General features: G+C 35.6%; 18 protein-coding genes. 6 read left to right on the top strand and 12 right to left on the bottom strand.

From position 1 onward, the window contains the following. Window positions 1-239: 239 nt before the first annotated feature. A complete protein-coding gene (gene alr, locus ACTND6_RS09340) occupies window positions 240-1,370 on the top strand; it encodes an alanine racemase (RefSeq protein ID WP_441023818.1) in 1,131 nt (376 codons plus the stop codon). Here alr and ACTND6_RS09335 read toward each other — a convergent pair. Together ACTND6_RS09335 and ACTND6_RS09330 are read right to left on the bottom strand one after the other, a co-directional pair. Continuing rightward, window positions 1,357-2,181, bottom strand: a complete 825-nt coding sequence (locus ACTND6_RS09335) for a metallophosphoesterase (RefSeq protein WP_441023817.1) — start codon at window positions 2,179-2,181, stop codon at window positions 1,357-1,359. The genes alr and ACTND6_RS09335 overlap by 14 nt on opposite strands. Continuing rightward, on the bottom strand, window positions 2,174-2,359 hold the full coding sequence (locus ACTND6_RS09330) for a hypothetical protein (RefSeq protein WP_441023816.1): 186 nt from the start codon (window positions 2,357-2,359) through the stop codon (window positions 2,174-2,176). The genes ACTND6_RS09335 and ACTND6_RS09330 overlap by 8 nt, the downstream gene beginning before the upstream one ends. A 36-nt stretch (window positions 2,360-2,395) precedes the next feature. On the opposite strand from ACTND6_RS09330, the gene ACTND6_RS09325 reads away from it, so the two are divergent. Continuing rightward, window positions 2,396-2,878 (top strand): gamma carbonic anhydrase family protein, encoded by a 483-nt coding sequence (locus ACTND6_RS09325; protein WP_441023815.1) that lies wholly within the window; start codon window positions 2,396-2,398, stop codon window positions 2,876-2,878. Then, entirely contained in the window at window positions 2,875-3,441 is a 567-nt protein-coding gene (locus ACTND6_RS09320; RefSeq protein ID WP_441023814.1) for a histidine phosphatase family protein, read from the top strand. Before ACTND6_RS09325 ends, ACTND6_RS09320 begins: the two co-directional genes overlap by 4 nt. Here ACTND6_RS09320 and ACTND6_RS09315 read toward each other — a convergent pair. The 4 genes from ACTND6_RS09315 to ACTND6_RS09300 are packed head-to-tail and all read right to left on the bottom strand — an operon-like array spanning window position 3,438 to window position 6,254. Next, window positions 3,438-4,844, bottom strand: coding sequence for an MATE family efflux transporter (locus ACTND6_RS09315; protein WP_441023813.1), 1,407 nt, complete (start codon window positions 4,842-4,844; stop codon window positions 3,438-3,440). The two genes, ACTND6_RS09320 and ACTND6_RS09315, sit on opposite strands and share 4 nt — an antisense overlap. Window positions 4,845-4,853: 9 nt before the next feature. Then, window positions 4,854-5,492, bottom strand: coding sequence for a trimeric intracellular cation channel family protein (locus ACTND6_RS09310; RefSeq protein ID WP_441023811.1), 639 nt, complete (start codon window positions 5,490-5,492; stop codon window positions 4,854-4,856). Then, window positions 5,489-6,049: a phosphatase PAP2 family protein gene (locus ACTND6_RS09305; protein WP_441023810.1), complete on the bottom strand. Its 561-nt coding sequence runs from the start codon at window positions 6,047-6,049 to the stop codon at window positions 5,489-5,491. Before ACTND6_RS09305 ends, ACTND6_RS09310 begins: the two co-directional genes overlap by 4 nt. A 34-nt stretch (window positions 6,050-6,083) precedes the next feature. Then, window positions 6,084-6,254 (bottom strand): hypothetical protein, encoded by a 171-nt coding sequence (locus ACTND6_RS09300; RefSeq protein ID WP_441023809.1) that lies wholly within the window; start codon window positions 6,252-6,254, stop codon window positions 6,084-6,086. An 84-nt stretch (window positions 6,255-6,338) separates the two neighbouring features. Here ACTND6_RS09300 and ACTND6_RS09295 point away from each other — a divergent pair, with 84 nt between their 5' ends. Further along, a complete protein-coding gene (locus ACTND6_RS09295; protein ID WP_441023808.1) occupies window positions 6,339-7,706 on the top strand; it encodes an MATE family efflux transporter in 1,368 nt (455 codons plus the stop codon). Between the two features lie 322 nt (window positions 7,707-8,028). On the opposite strand, the gene ACTND6_RS09290 is transcribed toward ACTND6_RS09295, so the two are convergent. Together ACTND6_RS09290 and ACTND6_RS09285 are read right to left on the bottom strand one after the other, a co-directional pair. After that, window positions 8,029-8,808 (bottom strand): sulfite exporter TauE/SafE family protein, encoded by a 780-nt coding sequence (locus ACTND6_RS09290; protein ID WP_441023807.1) that lies wholly within the window; start codon window positions 8,806-8,808, stop codon window positions 8,029-8,031. Between the two features lie 3 nt (window positions 8,809-8,811). After that, window positions 8,812-9,237, bottom strand: coding sequence for a MarR family winged helix-turn-helix transcriptional regulator (locus tag ACTND6_RS09285; protein ID WP_441023806.1), 426 nt, complete (start codon window positions 9,235-9,237; stop codon window positions 8,812-8,814). A 194-nt stretch (window positions 9,238-9,431) separates the two neighbouring features. Between ACTND6_RS09285 and ACTND6_RS09280 the strand changes: the two genes are divergently transcribed. Both ACTND6_RS09280 and ACTND6_RS09275 read left to right on the top strand, forming a co-directional pair. Further along, on the top strand, window positions 9,432-9,860 hold the full coding sequence (locus tag ACTND6_RS09280; protein ID WP_441023805.1) for a hypothetical protein: 429 nt from the start codon (window positions 9,432-9,434) through the stop codon (window positions 9,858-9,860). Continuing rightward, complete coding sequence (locus tag ACTND6_RS09275) at window positions 9,808-11,292, top strand: diguanylate cyclase (protein ID WP_441023804.1); 1,485 nt, start codon at window positions 9,808-9,810, stop codon at window positions 11,290-11,292. Before ACTND6_RS09280 ends, ACTND6_RS09275 begins: the two co-directional genes overlap by 53 nt. Before the next feature lie 29 nt (window positions 11,293-11,321). On the opposite strand, the gene ACTND6_RS09270 is transcribed toward ACTND6_RS09275, so the two are convergent. The 4 genes from ACTND6_RS09270 to ACTND6_RS09255 form a co-directional block, all read right to left on the bottom strand. Next, the gene (locus tag ACTND6_RS09270) at window positions 11,322-12,335 is read right to left on the bottom strand and encodes a hypothetical protein (protein ID WP_441023802.1); all 1,014 of its coding nucleotides are present in this window, start codon (window positions 12,333-12,335) and stop codon (window positions 11,322-11,324) included. Between the two features lie 17 nt (window positions 12,336-12,352). Continuing rightward, the gene (locus ACTND6_RS09265; RefSeq protein WP_441023800.1) at window positions 12,353-13,684 is read right to left on the bottom strand and encodes a carbon starvation CstA family protein; all 1,332 of its coding nucleotides are present in this window, start codon (window positions 13,682-13,684) and stop codon (window positions 12,353-12,355) included. A gap of 12 nt (window positions 13,685-13,696) precedes the next feature. Beyond that, a complete protein-coding gene (locus tag ACTND6_RS09260) occupies window positions 13,697-13,846 on the bottom strand; it encodes a hypothetical protein (RefSeq protein WP_441023799.1) in 150 nt (49 codons plus the stop codon). A 199-nt stretch (window positions 13,847-14,045) separates the two neighbouring features. Then, the gene (locus ACTND6_RS09255; protein ID WP_441023798.1) at window positions 14,046-14,342 is read right to left on the bottom strand and encodes a hypothetical protein; all 297 of its coding nucleotides are present in this window, start codon (window positions 14,340-14,342) and stop codon (window positions 14,046-14,048) included. Window positions 14,343-14,453 lie beyond the last annotated feature (111 nt).

Raw genomic sequence — 14,453 nt, 5'->3', positions numbered from 1 at the left:
AGTAGAAAACTTACAATCTTATTTAAATTGGTTTATATATCTGCAGAGATGTAAAAGAGATAATGAAAAATGGCCGAAATCTAATAGAATTCTGCGCCATTTAGTTCTTGAAAGGGTTAGATTTAAGCGTAAATAAGCCATTTGTCAACCACACGATTGTAGATTAGCCGAATTTTTTTAGTATACATTTTTTATATTTCTTTTATAAATAAGCGTATAATTGTTAACAGGTGATAAAAATGTATAGAAATACTTGGGTTGAAGTTAATTTAGATGCTATTTATGATAATGTAAAAACTACAAAAGATATTTGCAAAAAAAAATATATTGCGGTTGTGAAAGCAAACGCATATGGAAATGGAGATTATGAAGTAGCTCGCACTTGTATTGAAGCAGGTGCAGATATGCTAGCTGTCTCCTCTTTAGATGAAGCAATGATTTTACGCAATGAAGGATATCATGGCAAACTGCTCATCCTTGGTGCAACAAATCCAGAAGACATTCCTGCCTTAATTGATAATCATATTTCTACCGCTGCAATTTCACTTGAATGGGTAAATAAAGTTACGCAATCCAATTGTAAAGGACTGATGATTCACTTAGCCGTGGATACAGGTATGAATCGATTAGGATTTAAAGATCTTGCAACATTAAAGGAAGCATTTGATCGATTGTTAGCTGCCGGATGCATTCCAGAAGGTATATTTACACATTTCTATTGTTCATCTGAAATAGATCACGATATTACAAACAAGCAATTTCAATTATTCAAGGAAGCCGTACAATCTCTTGATTACCCTTTTGAGTGGATACATTGTGATAACAGTGATGCTACTATATTCTTTCAAGATGAATTATCCAACGCATGCAGAGTAGGTATTTCCCTGTATGGTCTCTCACCTTATACAAACGCTTTAAAATCAGTTGTCTCTCTTTATACTCAGATTTTCATGACAAAAACAATCCATAAAGGTGAAACCGTTGGATATGGCGCATTGCATACAGCTGAAGAAGACGAAATCATTGGAACTTGTCCAATTGGCTATGCAGATGGATTCATTCGAAAAAATACAGGCAGAAAAGTTTACGTCGATGGAGAATATGCAGAAGTTGTCGGAAATGTATGTATGGATCAAACAATGATCCGCTTGCCTCATGACGTAAAAGTCGGTACAACCGTAGAAATTTTCGGCGATCACATTAGCATCGAACAAATGGCACAAGAATTAGATACCATTTCATACGAAATCATGTGTTTAATTTCAGAAAGAGTCACAAGAAAATACATCCGTCATAACAAAGTAATGAAAGAATGCAATCAAAGACTCATAAACAGCAACATTCAAAAAAACAATATCATTTCGCATTGATATTGTTTTTCTTTTGATTTGTAAGTTGAATAAAAACAATTTCAGGATTGTTATACAAGCGAGGAATCATTGGATTTCCACTCGCCAATCCTCTTGAAATCACAAGATCTGTCCCACTTAAACGATGTATTCCTTGAGAATATTCAGGAAGCAACCCTTGCTGGGGTGCATACATTCCACGCTTCATCAACGGTATTCTCCATTGTCCGCCGTGAACATGTCCACTCACCACAAGATCACAATCAGCTTTTTTATAAAATTCAGTATACTCCGGACGATGCGAAATCAATATTCTATACAAGTCTGTATGAAACATATATTTCAGATCCGAAGCTTGAATCACCGGCTTTCTACCATGATCACTCATACCAAATATTTCAATTGTACTATTCCCTTTTGAAAAAACAGTACCTTCATCCTCCAGCACATGCACGCCCTTCTGCCGCAAGATTCTTCTCAGTTCATCAATCTGGTTCAGATAATTATCATGGTTTCCTGATGTAAAATAGACTGGATAGTTTTTCAAAGCATCGACCAACATAAAAGAAATCGAAAAATCTCTGTCGACATCAAATAAATCTCCAGGAATCATCACTAAGTCCGGATGCCGTTGATCAACGATTTTCATAATTCGACTCTGTTTATCCCCAAACTTTCGACAATGAAGATCCGATAAAACACAAATACATATATCATCCTGCACTTTATCTGTTGAAATCAAATATTCTGTCTGATCCATTTTACGATACTGTAAACCACAAGCCACATACGTACCTGCCGCAAGTGCAATACCTTTTACGATTCTATTCATATAAGACTCCATAATTATGAATAATACGTGATTCTTCAACATGACGATAAAGTTTATGATTTGCGTAGATCGTGTAATACACACGATCTTCAATTACTTCTATTTTTTCCACTTCGCCATATAATGTCACTTCTTCAATGACAAACCCAACTGTATTTCCTTCATTTATTTTTTTCATTATATTTATTATAGCAATTTGTATTAAAATATTCTCATGACAACGATATATACTGGAGAAAATGTAGTTATCAAAGGACAAATTACATTTGGTAATGATTGTTCTATATGGCACAATTCTGTCATCCGTACAGAAAACGATCCAATTACAATTGGAGATCAAACAAACATTCAAGATTTAGTTATGATACACACAGGATTTCATCAATGTCCTGTTTCTATCGGCAGTAACGTAACCATTGGTCATAGCGCTATTATTCATGGATGTACGATTCATGACAATTGTCTGATTGGTATGGGGGCTATTATCATGAATCACGCCGAAATCAAAGAAAATTCAATTGTAGGCGCTGGATCACTCATTACAGAAAACAAAGTTTTCCCGCCAAATTCACTGATTCTTGGCTCTCCTGCCAAAGTCATTCGAACATTAACAGATGACGAACTTGCCTCCATACAAAAAAATTCCTCTTTGTATGTCAAAGAAGCAAAAAAGAAATTAAAGGAAATACATATATGAAAAAACTCTATTTAGTTAGACACGGAGAAACATTATTCAATCACAAATATCTGATTCAAGGAAGGTGTGACTCACCTCTAACAGAAAAAGGACACATGCAGGCACAACAAGCCGGACAGATTTTCAACGAAAAAGGAATCTCATTTGATCATGCTTATTGTTCCATGCTGCACAGAACAGAAGAAACTATCCAAGAAATCACATCTATGCCATACGAAAGAAGAAATGAATTAAATGAGCGATGTTATGGAACAATGGAAGGTGAAAGCCGTAAGATTGCAGAAGCATTCACATGGCAGCAGCGCTCAAAGCTCTATGAACTTTGCGGAGGTGAAAGTGAAGAACATCTAAAACAAAGAATGATTTCCTTTTTAACTTCTCTTATGGAAAAAGAAGATCACAATAGTGTTCTCTGCGTTTCACACGGTGCAGCAATTGGTTTCTTCATGCACAATATTGGACAAAGCATTGAAATAACACACTTAAAAAACTGTCATATCTTAGAATTCGGATATGATGGTCAATTTCATTTTTTAAATGAATATTATCCAGAAAATGGTTAGCAATTTGCTAACCATCTTTCTTTTTTCAGTCGAATCAAAAATAATATTCCACGAACTGACAACTCTACAGCCATCGCAATCCATGCACCTTGTAAACCAATTGATTTTGACAAGAAATACGCTAATGTAATTCTTACACCCCATATACTCACAAGGTTGATAATACCTGGAACCAATGTATCCGAAGCACCTCTTAATGCACCATTTGCAACAATACTCGCCGCAAATAAAGGTTCAGCCAGCAGTTCTATACGCAACACAGAAACACCCAATCTTTGAACTTCTTCTACCGGCGTTAAAAATGCAAAGACATACGGGCACAAAAAATACATCAAACATCCAGTTACTGTCATGATGATCATTCCTGTAAATGTAGTTAGCCATGCAAAAGATTTCGCAAGATCTTTCCGTTTTGCACCGATTGCCTGTCCAACCATTGTTGTAGAAGCATTCGCAATACCATAACCCGGCATATAGCAAAGAGATTCTGCCGTAATCGCAAAAGAGTTTGCCGCAATTGCAACCGTTCCTAAAGGGGCAACAATTCTTGTAGAAACGACTTGTGCACCAGTTGTTGCACATTGTTCCATTGCCATAGGAACACCAATATGCATTGCCTGCTTTAAAACGTCTTTTTCTACGATCCAGCTTTCTTCTTCATTGATAAATGCAATCTTCTTCTCTTTCGTAATCGCATAAACCAGTAAAATAAACATGGATACAGCAGTCGCAAATGAAGTACCTAATTGTGCTCCTGCAACTCCAAGACCAGCACCATACATTTCAAATGAATTTCCAAATAGAGAAATTGTTCTTGCAGGAAAAATCAAGAAATAGTTAAATACAACATCTAACAGACACATAATTGAAGCAACAATGGAAGGCACTTTCATATTTCCTGAACATTGCAGCATATTCATACACAGACAATTGATTTGTCTAACTGGAATAAATAATGCAAAAAACAGAAAATAATTCGTTGCATCCTTCCAGATTGCCTGATCCGCACCAAGCCATTGTGGAAGTTTAAATGACAAAAGCACACCGATAGCACAGATGACAAGTGAAAATAACAAACTTGCAAGCAAAGACTGCTTAAAAATTCCTTTTGCACGATGTTCTTTTCCAGCACCTACCGCATGTGCAACCTGTACAGAAAAACCAGCTGCACACGCCGTAATTGCTCCGCCAAACAGCCACGTCGAAGAAGATACCAAGCCAATTGAAGCACTCGCACCTGCACCTAAAACACCCACCATTGCCGCATCAATATACTGCATCACAATTTCAGAAATCTGTGCAAGAATGCCAGGCAAAGATAAATGATACACAACAGATAAACGATCTTTAAAGCAAAGATCTTCTCCATTTCTAATACGCTCAGAAAAGTCTAAATTTTCCATCTCATCACCCTACTTTAACCTTGGAAGATTCCACCTATAATGAATCGCACAATAACGAATCGTAACAGTCACAGCAAAGCTGCATACCATTGCATTCAATTCCCCAAAAACAGAATATGCATATACAAATATCATTGCCCCTAAAAGGGCAGCAACACCATACACTCTGCTTCTCATGATCAATGGCATTTCTCCTGCAAGCATATCTCTAAGAATACCTCCACCAATGCCAGTTAAAGTACCAACAAATATGCATAAGAACCGATTATCCACATATCCATTTTCCATAGCAGTACGTGATCCCATGATAGCAAAAATTGCCAGACCTAGCGTATCTGTAATATTCAACAGCAAGTCGGAGAAACTTTTATGTCTGCTGAAACGATCAGCACCTGTATATTCAATAAGAAACGTAATGATTGAAAAAACAAATGCACACAGAACATAGGATGGATTCAGAAACATCAGTGGTGGATGAATTCCAAGAATCAAATCACGAATAAATCCTCCACCAACTGCAGTCATGCATCCAAGAATCACTGCACCAAATATATCCATTTTTTTTGTTTTCGCCACAACGACACCACTCACTGCGAATGCTGCGCTCCCAATCATTTCCAGCATTGTAACAAAAAAACTAATACTCATGAAACATTCCCCTCATTTTGCTTATAAGCTTCAAATTCATTTAAAAGAAATACTGCTGCGAAAGCACTTAAAATGCCAACGATTGCACCGCCTAATACATCACTTGGATAATGTACTGCTAAATACAATCTAGAAAAACCAACTAGAGTCGCAATCACAAAAAAAGGAATGGAATATTTTTTCATTTCTTTATGCAATCCTAAATACATACCAAATGCACACGCAAAAGATGCTGAAGTATGGCCTGACGGAAAAGAATAATCTCTTTGTACTTCAATTAAACGAATAATATCATCAAAGGCATCATATGGCCGTACTCTAGCAACAAAATTTTTAATACAGACATTAACAAGCAATGCATTGATAATCAGTGCAGCAGACATAACAATTCCAGCTTTTCTTGTTTTTTTCATACATAGCATTACAAGACACACAAGAATCCAAAAAACACCACCATTCCCTAAAAGTGTTATCATCTTCCAGAAAGGCGTCATCCATGCAAAACGCAAATGATTTTCAATCCAAAGCAAAATCACATGATCAATACTTGTTATCATAACTTTTTCCTCAAAAAGCCTAACAAGTATATCGTTAAAACTGTCCACTCATCAACAAATAAAAAGAAACTGCCCCAATTGCAATAAACGCAATTCCAGTAACTTTACATACATATGCAACAAATTTATTATCCAGTTTTTTAACATAAAATGTCAGTGCTAAACCAGCACACAGAAAAATAACTGCCATAATTCCATAAACCATATAAAAAAATCTCCTATTCTCTTAAAAATTATAACATTCAAATAAAACAAGAGTACAATGAATACTCAATGGAGGTACGGTTTTGTGAAGAAAAGCTTAAACATGTTAGAAGGTAATATTACAGAATTGATTCTTCTATTCTTTTTACCAATTTTATGCGGTTCTCTTTTCCAGCAGCTATACAACACAGTAGATGCTATCGTTGTAGGAAATTTCGTAGGAAAAGAAGCACTTGCTGCTGTAGGAGGCTCTACAGGAACTGTCATCAACCTGCTTGTTGGATTTGTTGTTGGTCTAGCAAGTGGTGCAACAGTCGTTATTGCACAATATTATGGCAACCATGAATTAGAAGGTGTTGAAAAAGGTGTATACTCATCCATGTTCCTGGCAATTGTACTCGGCGCTGTATTAACTATTCTAGGAATTGCATTCACACCATGGATCTTAGATCTGTTAAAGGTTCCAGAAGATATTATGGATTACTCCATTACATATATGCGTATATTCCTTGTTGGGATGATACCATCACTCATTTACAACAATGGTTCAGGAATTCTTAGAGCAATCGGAGATTCCAAAAGACCACTCTATTTCTTAATTGCATCTTGTATTACAAACATTGTTTTAGACATTGTATTTGTTATTTTCTTTCATTGGGGCGTTGCTGGTGTAGCAATCGCAACAACAATTGCACAAGTTGTATCTGCACTTCTTACATTAAGGGTTCTTTCATCTACTACAGATTCCTATGCATTTCATCTATCAAAATTAACATTTGATTCAAAAGTACTATTACATATTATAGAAATTGGTTTCCCTGTAGGTATTCAATCCTGTCTATATTGTGTTGCAAACCTGTTCATCCAAACAAGCGTGAATGGTTATGGTACTGATACAGTTGCTGCATATACAGCTTTCGGTAAAATTGATGCATTATTCTGGAATACATCTGGTGCACTTGGCCAGGCAGTACTTACCTTCTGTGGTCAAAACTTCGGTGCTGGTAAAATCGACCGTGTCAAAAAAGGAATTCATACTGGAACAATTATGTACTTTATTGGTGCCGCAACGATTTCACTTATCTGTTATTTCGGAGGAGGCGTCCTATATCACCTATTCACACAAGATCAGGAAGTCATCCGCATCGGCATGGAAATTCTACAATTCATCTGTCCTCTATGGGCAACATTCTGCTTTGTAGAAATCTTATCTTCAAGTATCCGTGCCTGTGGCGATTCATTTATTCCAACAGTAATTACTGCGCTTTGTATTGGCGCATTTAGAATCTGCTGGATCATCTTTTATCCAGCAAAGACATTATTTGATACGCTTATCTGTTTCCCAATTTCCTGGGTAATGACAAGTGCTCTATTCTTAATTTATTATCTGCAAGGTTCCTGGTTAAAAAAGAGCCTCAAGCAAAGAGAAAAACTCTTCCAGGAAAAAAATTGATTTTTTACAACTCTGTATGCCGCCTTCATACAGAGTTTTATTTTCTCTTTTCATTTTTCTATACGTATCTATCAATTGCCAAACAAGTAAAATAATTAAAACATCATCACATGCAATCCATCGATTCTTAAATATAAGCGGCATCAGACAAAACATCATAATAACAAGAGGAATCATATACATTGTTCTTCTCCACTTTTCTTTTGCATCCAATTTCCAGTAGACAAAACGCTGTCATTCATCTACGTTATTCCCCACAGTTAGCTTACCTTCTTCTTGTAAATTAGCTATTAAAAAAGTCTAAGTATCACGCTTAGACTCGTTATTTCACAAAAAACTGAAAACTCATGACAACTACACCAAGAATCACAAGAATAATACCTGTTGCCTGGTTTAATGTTTTCGCAGAAGCTTTATTTGCAAATACAGCAGCAACTCTTGCCCATATAAAAGTAAATACAATGCACAACAACCAAACCGTTAAATCAGGCATTCCACCAATTGCAAAGTGAGAAACAGCACCTGTTAAAGCGGTAAATGCCATGATAAATACACTTGTACCAACGGCAGTCTTCAATTCATATCCAAGTACAGTCGTTAAAATCAATAGCATCATCATTCCACCACCTGCCCCAATAAATCCACAGATAAAACCAATGAATACACCACAGATAATCGATTGGACTGCACGTTTCTTCGCAGATACATTCTGCATCGATTCTTTTGTTGTCATGACAGGTCTAACAATAAATTTAATACCAAGCAAGAATGTCATAAATACGGAAAATCCACCCATTGTTGCAGAAGGCAGCAATGATGAAACGTAACTGCCAACAACTGTAAATACTAAAACACTCAACATCATAATGATGCCATTTTTAATATCCAGATTCTTATTTTTCCCATATGTATACGCTGAAACTGCACTTGCCAATACATCAGAAGATAGTGCAATACCAACAGCCATATACGGATCCATCTTCAAAAACGTAACAAGCATCGGTGTAATAACAGCTGCAGCACTCATTCCTGCAAACCCAGTTCCAAGCCCAGCACCCATTCCCGCAAGAAATGTAACCAGCACAATCCATAACATTGACATATTTTATTTTTCCTCCATTTTTTCAATATTCTTTTCCATTTTCTGGAAGCCTTCACGAATACAGGAAAGTGTATTCTCATCAATTCCATCCATTAACTGTTCTATAAACTTTTTTTGAACAATTTTTCCTTTTTCAACAATTGCACTCGCTTTTTCAGTTATCGATAATTCCACTTTTCTTCGATCCCCTGCAATATGTTTTCTTTCAAGCAATCCTTCATGCACAAGCTTTTCAACATTGATTGAAACAAGATTTGCTTTAATTTTTCTAATTTCCACAACATCTCTTGCACTCTTGTATTCCGGATGATTTGCCAGGAACATTAAAATATCAAATGCAGTCTGTGGAATTGCCAGCTCTGTACACAATTCTTTACAATGATCTGTATATGCTTTTACTATTTTATTAGCAAATGAAATATCAAACATAATTCCTCCATTTATGAATAGTTCATTTTTGAACTATTGAATTATATTTCTATTTTCACAAAAAGAAAAGAGTGATTATACAATTTACATCAATTGTTTTAATCCACTCTTTTTATAACTATTTAATAATTAATTCCAAGTTCGATTCCTTACAAAATGATTTATAATATAAATAAGAAACGAGAATACAGATAATGACATATCATTTCGCATACATTACATTCGATTGGAACTATGAACATTCCTATAATCTATTACAAGGAATGCAGAAATATGTTCAAGAAAATAAAAATATTAAATTTACAGTATTCAATGCATTAGCAAAATACATCGACCAGCAAGTTGATGTATCTGCTTTAGAAATCTTACACCTTCCAACATTATCAAACTATGATGGAATCATTATTCAAGGAAATCGCGCATGGCCTTTGAAAGACCGCCAATTCATCGCAAACAAGGCAAAAGCACTCAACATTCCAGTTGTTTCCATCAACTATCCATTATCTTATGCCTATGAAATTGGCACAGATAATGCATCATCAATTTATACATTAATGGATTATCTGACAAATGAAAAAAAATGTGCAAAGTACTGTATTTATTGGTGGACGGAAAAACAGTGAAGAAGCAAAAGAAAGAAAAAATGCATATCTTTTCTATTGTCAAAATCATCGTATCAATAACTTAGGATGCTATGGAGAAAGCTGGGACAGTGATGATGGAGAAAGAACAGCGGAAGAATATATTCATTCTAACCGTCCACTGCCAGACTGTTTTATATGTGCTAACGACAACAACGCAAGAGCATTTATCAATGTTTTAAAAAAACATGGAATTCGTGTACCAGAAGATGTATTTGTTACAGGATTTGACAATCAGGAACTTGCATACGCATATTCTCCACGAATCACCACAATTAATCGTAATTATTTTCAAATTGGATATGATGCCGTGCAAAGTCTTTATCAACTTACACAAAATAAAAAACTCCCTGTCAAAGTTACTTGCAGATTTGAACTAATCAAAGAAGAAAGTACAGGTGAAATCAATCAAGAAAGACTCCAATTATTCTCCAAAAGATTTTTACATATTAATCAGGAACTACATAATTTCCATTGGATCCATTCCCATTTTGGACCTGCATTACTTGCATGCAATTCATTAAACGAATTTGGAAACGTGTTAGAAGAATTCTTTTCCACGTTTGGCGTCAAAGAAGTTTACTGTATGCTGGATGGTGTGTATTTTGAAAACTTTGAAAATCCAGGCGGCATTTCACATTACTCAAAAACAATGCATCTATTATCCGTATACGGAAAAAAAGTATTGCATCCAGACAACTTAACACATTTCTATGCAACCTATGATTCTTCATCGATTCTTCCTTCATTTATTCCTATGGAAAATGATTTATATATGCTTTGTCCATTAACATATGGTTCAACTATCATTGGATGCATTCTGACACGTGGTGTTCCAACATTTGATCATTGTGGATTCTCAGGTGTATATCTATCCTTAATTGAAACATCTTTAGAAAATCTTCGAAAGAAAATCATGACTTCACGTATTAATCGCAGATTAGACACTCTTTATGTTCATGATTCTTTAACAGGCTGCTATAACAGATTTGGACTTGAGAAATATGGAAAAGACGCATTTAGAAATATTCTTGCCAATCAAGAACAAGCATATGTCATGTTCGCAGATATTGATGATATGAAGTCAATCAATGATACATATGGTCACGAAAGCGGAGATCTTGCATTACAATTCACTGCAGACAAGCTACGTCAGCTCTTCCAAAGCGAAGCATTTATCATGCGCTATGGTGGCGATGAATTTCTTGTAATATCTTCAATTCCTTTATGCGATACAGATTTCATCAATTCACAATACGCAATTGAATCTTCTGAGAAAAAACATTTCAAATTATCTTTCTCCATTGGAGAAGTTTCGATTCATCGCAATCAGCAACTATCACTAGAAGAGGCAATTTCTCTTGCAGATGCAAAAATGTATGAAATCAAAAAAGAAAAAAAGCATTCCATCTAAAAAAGCTAGCAAACCTGCTAGCTTTTCAATTATTCATAATTTGCATTCAAGAACATTGCTTTGATTGCTACAACTTCATCATATTCTTCCTGCGATACCTGTACGTTCTCATTCAACGCCTTTAAGTCATCTTTTACAACGTTCAATGCATCTTCTTTCTTAGAAGCCCGACCTTGCTGAATCACCCGAATCATTCTTTGTAGAACAATTGGATGTGCGTAACGAGCAGGAAGAGGAAACTTCGCATATCCTTCTATATATTCTTCCATCGCGGAAATTGCATCATCATTATACTTCATTACAGCTGACTTATTATTTCGCGCTGTTGGCAATACACTCAATCCCGCAAACGTAAAGATTGCCGCAATTCCAAATAATGCAAAATAGATACCAAAATCACTATGATGAGCAAATGAATAAATACCGTAAATCAATGCAATAAATCCAAGAATTGTAATTGCCATTGCAACATAACGATAACTAGGACGTGTTCTGTAATACGCTCTTTTGCGTTTTGCTGCAGCGCTTAAACGTTCAGAATACGAAGGTTCTTTTTCAAGGTACGCAATTGCCCTCTCTAATTCAGCAATTTCTTTTTCTTGTGAAGCATGTAATTTTGGACGAGACAAGATTTCTAATCTTTTCTTTTCTTCCTCTTCTTTAATTTTTGCTTCACCTGCTTTTGAATACAATTTAATCTGTGGCTGTTCTTTCTTTAAAGAATGCAATACTTCATCTACCTGATCTTCATATTTAAAATTACATTGCTTTTGTTTCCCATGATCATATTCCACAACAAGATATGACATTGTCGCAAACATTCCTTTTCCAATAAATCCACCTTCACTCATCGCAATACGTTTAAAAACACGTGTGATAGATGAATATGGAATATAATATTTACGATCAATGAAGAAACTGTTTAAATACAGTGCTTTTTTCCCAACACCGCAAGGACCAATCTTCTTGCATGTTTTCTTATCTATTTCTAATTCTTCTTTATCAAGATGTAATGTACTTAACGGATATGGCATGAAAATCATAAGTAAACCTCTAAATATTAAGCTTTATGTGTTTTTGTTGCACGAATGAATAAGAATAACATCAATCCTGCAAATACGATACCAACTGGGTATGCAAGAGCAGTATTATAAATAACGGCACCTTCCGCTGTCTTTGCATTAATAAATCCACCCAGGCATTCAGGAGCTAAGATAAAGTAAGTTGCTGATACTGCAGACATAAATGTTGCTGGAACAGCAGTTACCCAATAGTTCTTCTTTTCAGTAAACAAGAACATGGAAGCAGCCCATAATACGATCATTGCTAATGTCTGGTTTGTCCATGAGAAGTAACGCCAGATAACCGTATAGTCAATCAAACCAGTTGCATTGCCAATACCTAAGATAGCACCAGCGCCCAATACTGGAATACATAGCTTTAATCTGTTAGCGTATGATCCCTGATCAATATGGAACCAGTCAGCCAGTGTTAATCTAGCAGATCTAAATGCAGTATCACCTGATGTAATAGGACATACAACAACACCAATCATAGCTAATGCAACACCAATGCCACCCATTGTTCTAGAACATACATCATAGATAGCTGCTGATTGACCACCAGCCAGTACTTCAGCTAATCCTGTATTTAATCCACCAGTTGTTTTATATAAAGCACATCCGGCAGCTGCCCAGATCAATGCAATAATACCTTCAGCAACCATTGCACCATAGAATACAAAGTGACCTTGTTTTTCACTCTTCATACAACGAGCCATCAATGGAGACTGTGTTGAATGGAATCCAGAAATTGCACCACAGGCAACAGTGATAAACATAAAGCTCCAGATAGGTGTTCCAGATGGATGCATATTATAGAAATGTGACCAGATTTCTGGAATTGTAAATTCAGGATTTGTGTAAATACCAATGATGACACCCACTGCCATGATGATCAAGCAGATACCAAAGACTGGATAAATCTTACCAATGATCTTGTCAATAGAAATAAATGTTGCGATAAAGTAATACGTCAAGATAATGATCAGCCAGAACAATGTAGTTGTAAGCAGTCCAGAAGCACCACTGTTCTTAAACAACGTAACAATCAATCCTGCAGGACCAACTGCGAATACAGTACCAACCATGATCAGAAGTACAACTGAGAATACTCTCATAACATTCTGCATTAAAGATCCTAAGTATTTACCAGTAACTTCAGCAATAGAACTACCATCATTACGTTCAGAAATCATACCTGAGAAATAATCGTGTACGCCACCTGCAAAAATTGTACCAAATGTAATCCATAAGAATACAACAGGTCCCCAAAGAGCGCCTTGCAATGCGCCAAAGATAGGTCCTAATCCTGCAATGTTCAATAACTGCACAAGGAATAATTTTCATTGAGGCATTACGACATAGTCAACACCATCATTAATACGAACTGCTGGTGTTTCGCGGTCATCTGGTCCAAATGTGTTGTCAACAACTTTACCATATGTAAGGTAACCAACAATCAACAGAGCCAAACATAAAATAAAACTAATCATTTTAGGTCCTCCAAACAACTGTTTTAACAGTTGTTTTATTTCAGAGTTCAGGAATTATGGTTAATAGCTTATTTCTAAGTCAGAAATCAAATTGGATTGCTCTGCAATATCTATTGTTACTATAGTCCTATTTTTTTACTTGTGTTAAAAAAAATCACATTTTTCACCCACATTTATAATCCAATTTATGAAACTGCTTTCATACATTTATAGATGCCACTTCTTTACGGATTAAAAAACCTGCGGCATTTGCTAGCTGATCAACACTTTTCATTCTTACATATTCATTTTCATAAATGATTCTTGCTTCTTTCGAAGCATCATGACTTCCAAATAAAATTGCACCAACACGAATACCATTCTTCTTCAAATTTCTAACTTCCTTCGCTGCATCTTTCACGCCTGCATCATCTTCATAGTTACATCCCAATGGATTATCTTTTGATGCATGAATACGAAAACTATCATTTGGAGAAGCATCTGTTAAAATAATCACTAGGCTATATTAGCAAAATGGTGAATTCAAGAAATAGAATAAATGAAAAGATCATCTTTCTTCATGTCAGCAATACGGAAGAAATCTGTGATCTGATGCATTCTTTTCTTG

It is taken from the genome of Bulleidia sp. HCP3S3_C9, assembly GCF_052064035.1.
Lineage (GTDB): Bacteria > Bacillota_I > Bacilli_A > Erysipelotrichales > Erysipelotrichaceae > Bulleidia.
This window is presented reverse-complemented; position numbering and strand designations above follow the sequence as displayed.

What these genes read in the sequence shown, in the direction of transcription:
- alr (WP_441023818.1), top strand. Translation starts at nt 240, where the DNA reads ATGTATAGAAATACTTGGGTTGAAGTTAATTTAGATGCTATTTATGAT.
- ACTND6_RS09335 (WP_441023817.1), bottom strand. Translation starts at nt 2,181, where the DNA reads ATGAATAGAATCGTAAAAGGTATTGCACTTGCGGCAGGTACGTATGTG.
- ACTND6_RS09330 (WP_441023816.1), bottom strand. Translation starts at nt 2,359, where the DNA reads ATGAAAAAAATAAATGAAGGAAATACAGTTGGGTTTGTCATTGAAGAA.
- ACTND6_RS09325 (WP_441023815.1), top strand. Translation starts at nt 2,396, where the DNA reads ATGACAACGATATATACTGGAGAAAATGTAGTTATCAAAGGACAAATT.
- ACTND6_RS09320 (WP_441023814.1), top strand. Translation starts at nt 2,875, where the DNA reads ATGAAAAAACTCTATTTAGTTAGACACGGAGAAACATTATTCAATCAC.
- ACTND6_RS09315 (WP_441023813.1), bottom strand. Translation starts at nt 4,844, where the DNA reads ATGGAAAATTTAGACTTTTCTGAGCGTATTAGAAATGGAGAAGATCTT.
- ACTND6_RS09310 (WP_441023811.1), bottom strand. Translation starts at nt 5,492, where the DNA reads ATGAGTATTAGTTTTTTTGTTACAATGCTGGAAATGATTGGGAGCGCA.
- ACTND6_RS09305 (WP_441023810.1), bottom strand. Translation starts at nt 6,049, where the DNA reads ATGATAACAAGTATTGATCATGTGATTTTGCTTTGGATTGAAAATCAT.
- ACTND6_RS09300 (WP_441023809.1), bottom strand. Translation starts at nt 6,254, where the DNA reads ATGGTTTATGGAATTATGGCAGTTATTTTTCTGTGTGCTGGTTTAGCA.
- ACTND6_RS09290 (WP_441023807.1), bottom strand. Translation starts at nt 8,808, where the DNA reads ATGTCAATGTTATGGATTGTGCTGGTTACATTTCTTGCGGGAATGGGT.
- ACTND6_RS09285 (WP_441023806.1), bottom strand. Translation starts at nt 9,237, where the DNA reads ATGTTTGATATTTCATTTGCTAATAAAATAGTAAAAGCATATACAGAT.
- ACTND6_RS09280 (WP_441023805.1), top strand. Translation starts at nt 9,432, where the DNA reads ATGACATATCATTTCGCATACATTACATTCGATTGGAACTATGAACAT.
- ACTND6_RS09275 (WP_441023804.1), top strand. Translation starts at nt 9,808, where the DNA reads ATGAAAAAAAATGTGCAAAGTACTGTATTTATTGGTGGACGGAAAAAC.
- ACTND6_RS09270 (WP_441023802.1), bottom strand. Translation starts at nt 12,335, where the DNA reads ATGATTTTCATGCCATATCCGTTAAGTACATTACATCTTGATAAAGAA.
- ACTND6_RS09260 (WP_441023799.1), bottom strand. Translation starts at nt 13,846, where the DNA reads ATGATTAGTTTTATTTTATGTTTGGCTCTGTTGATTGTTGGTTACCTT.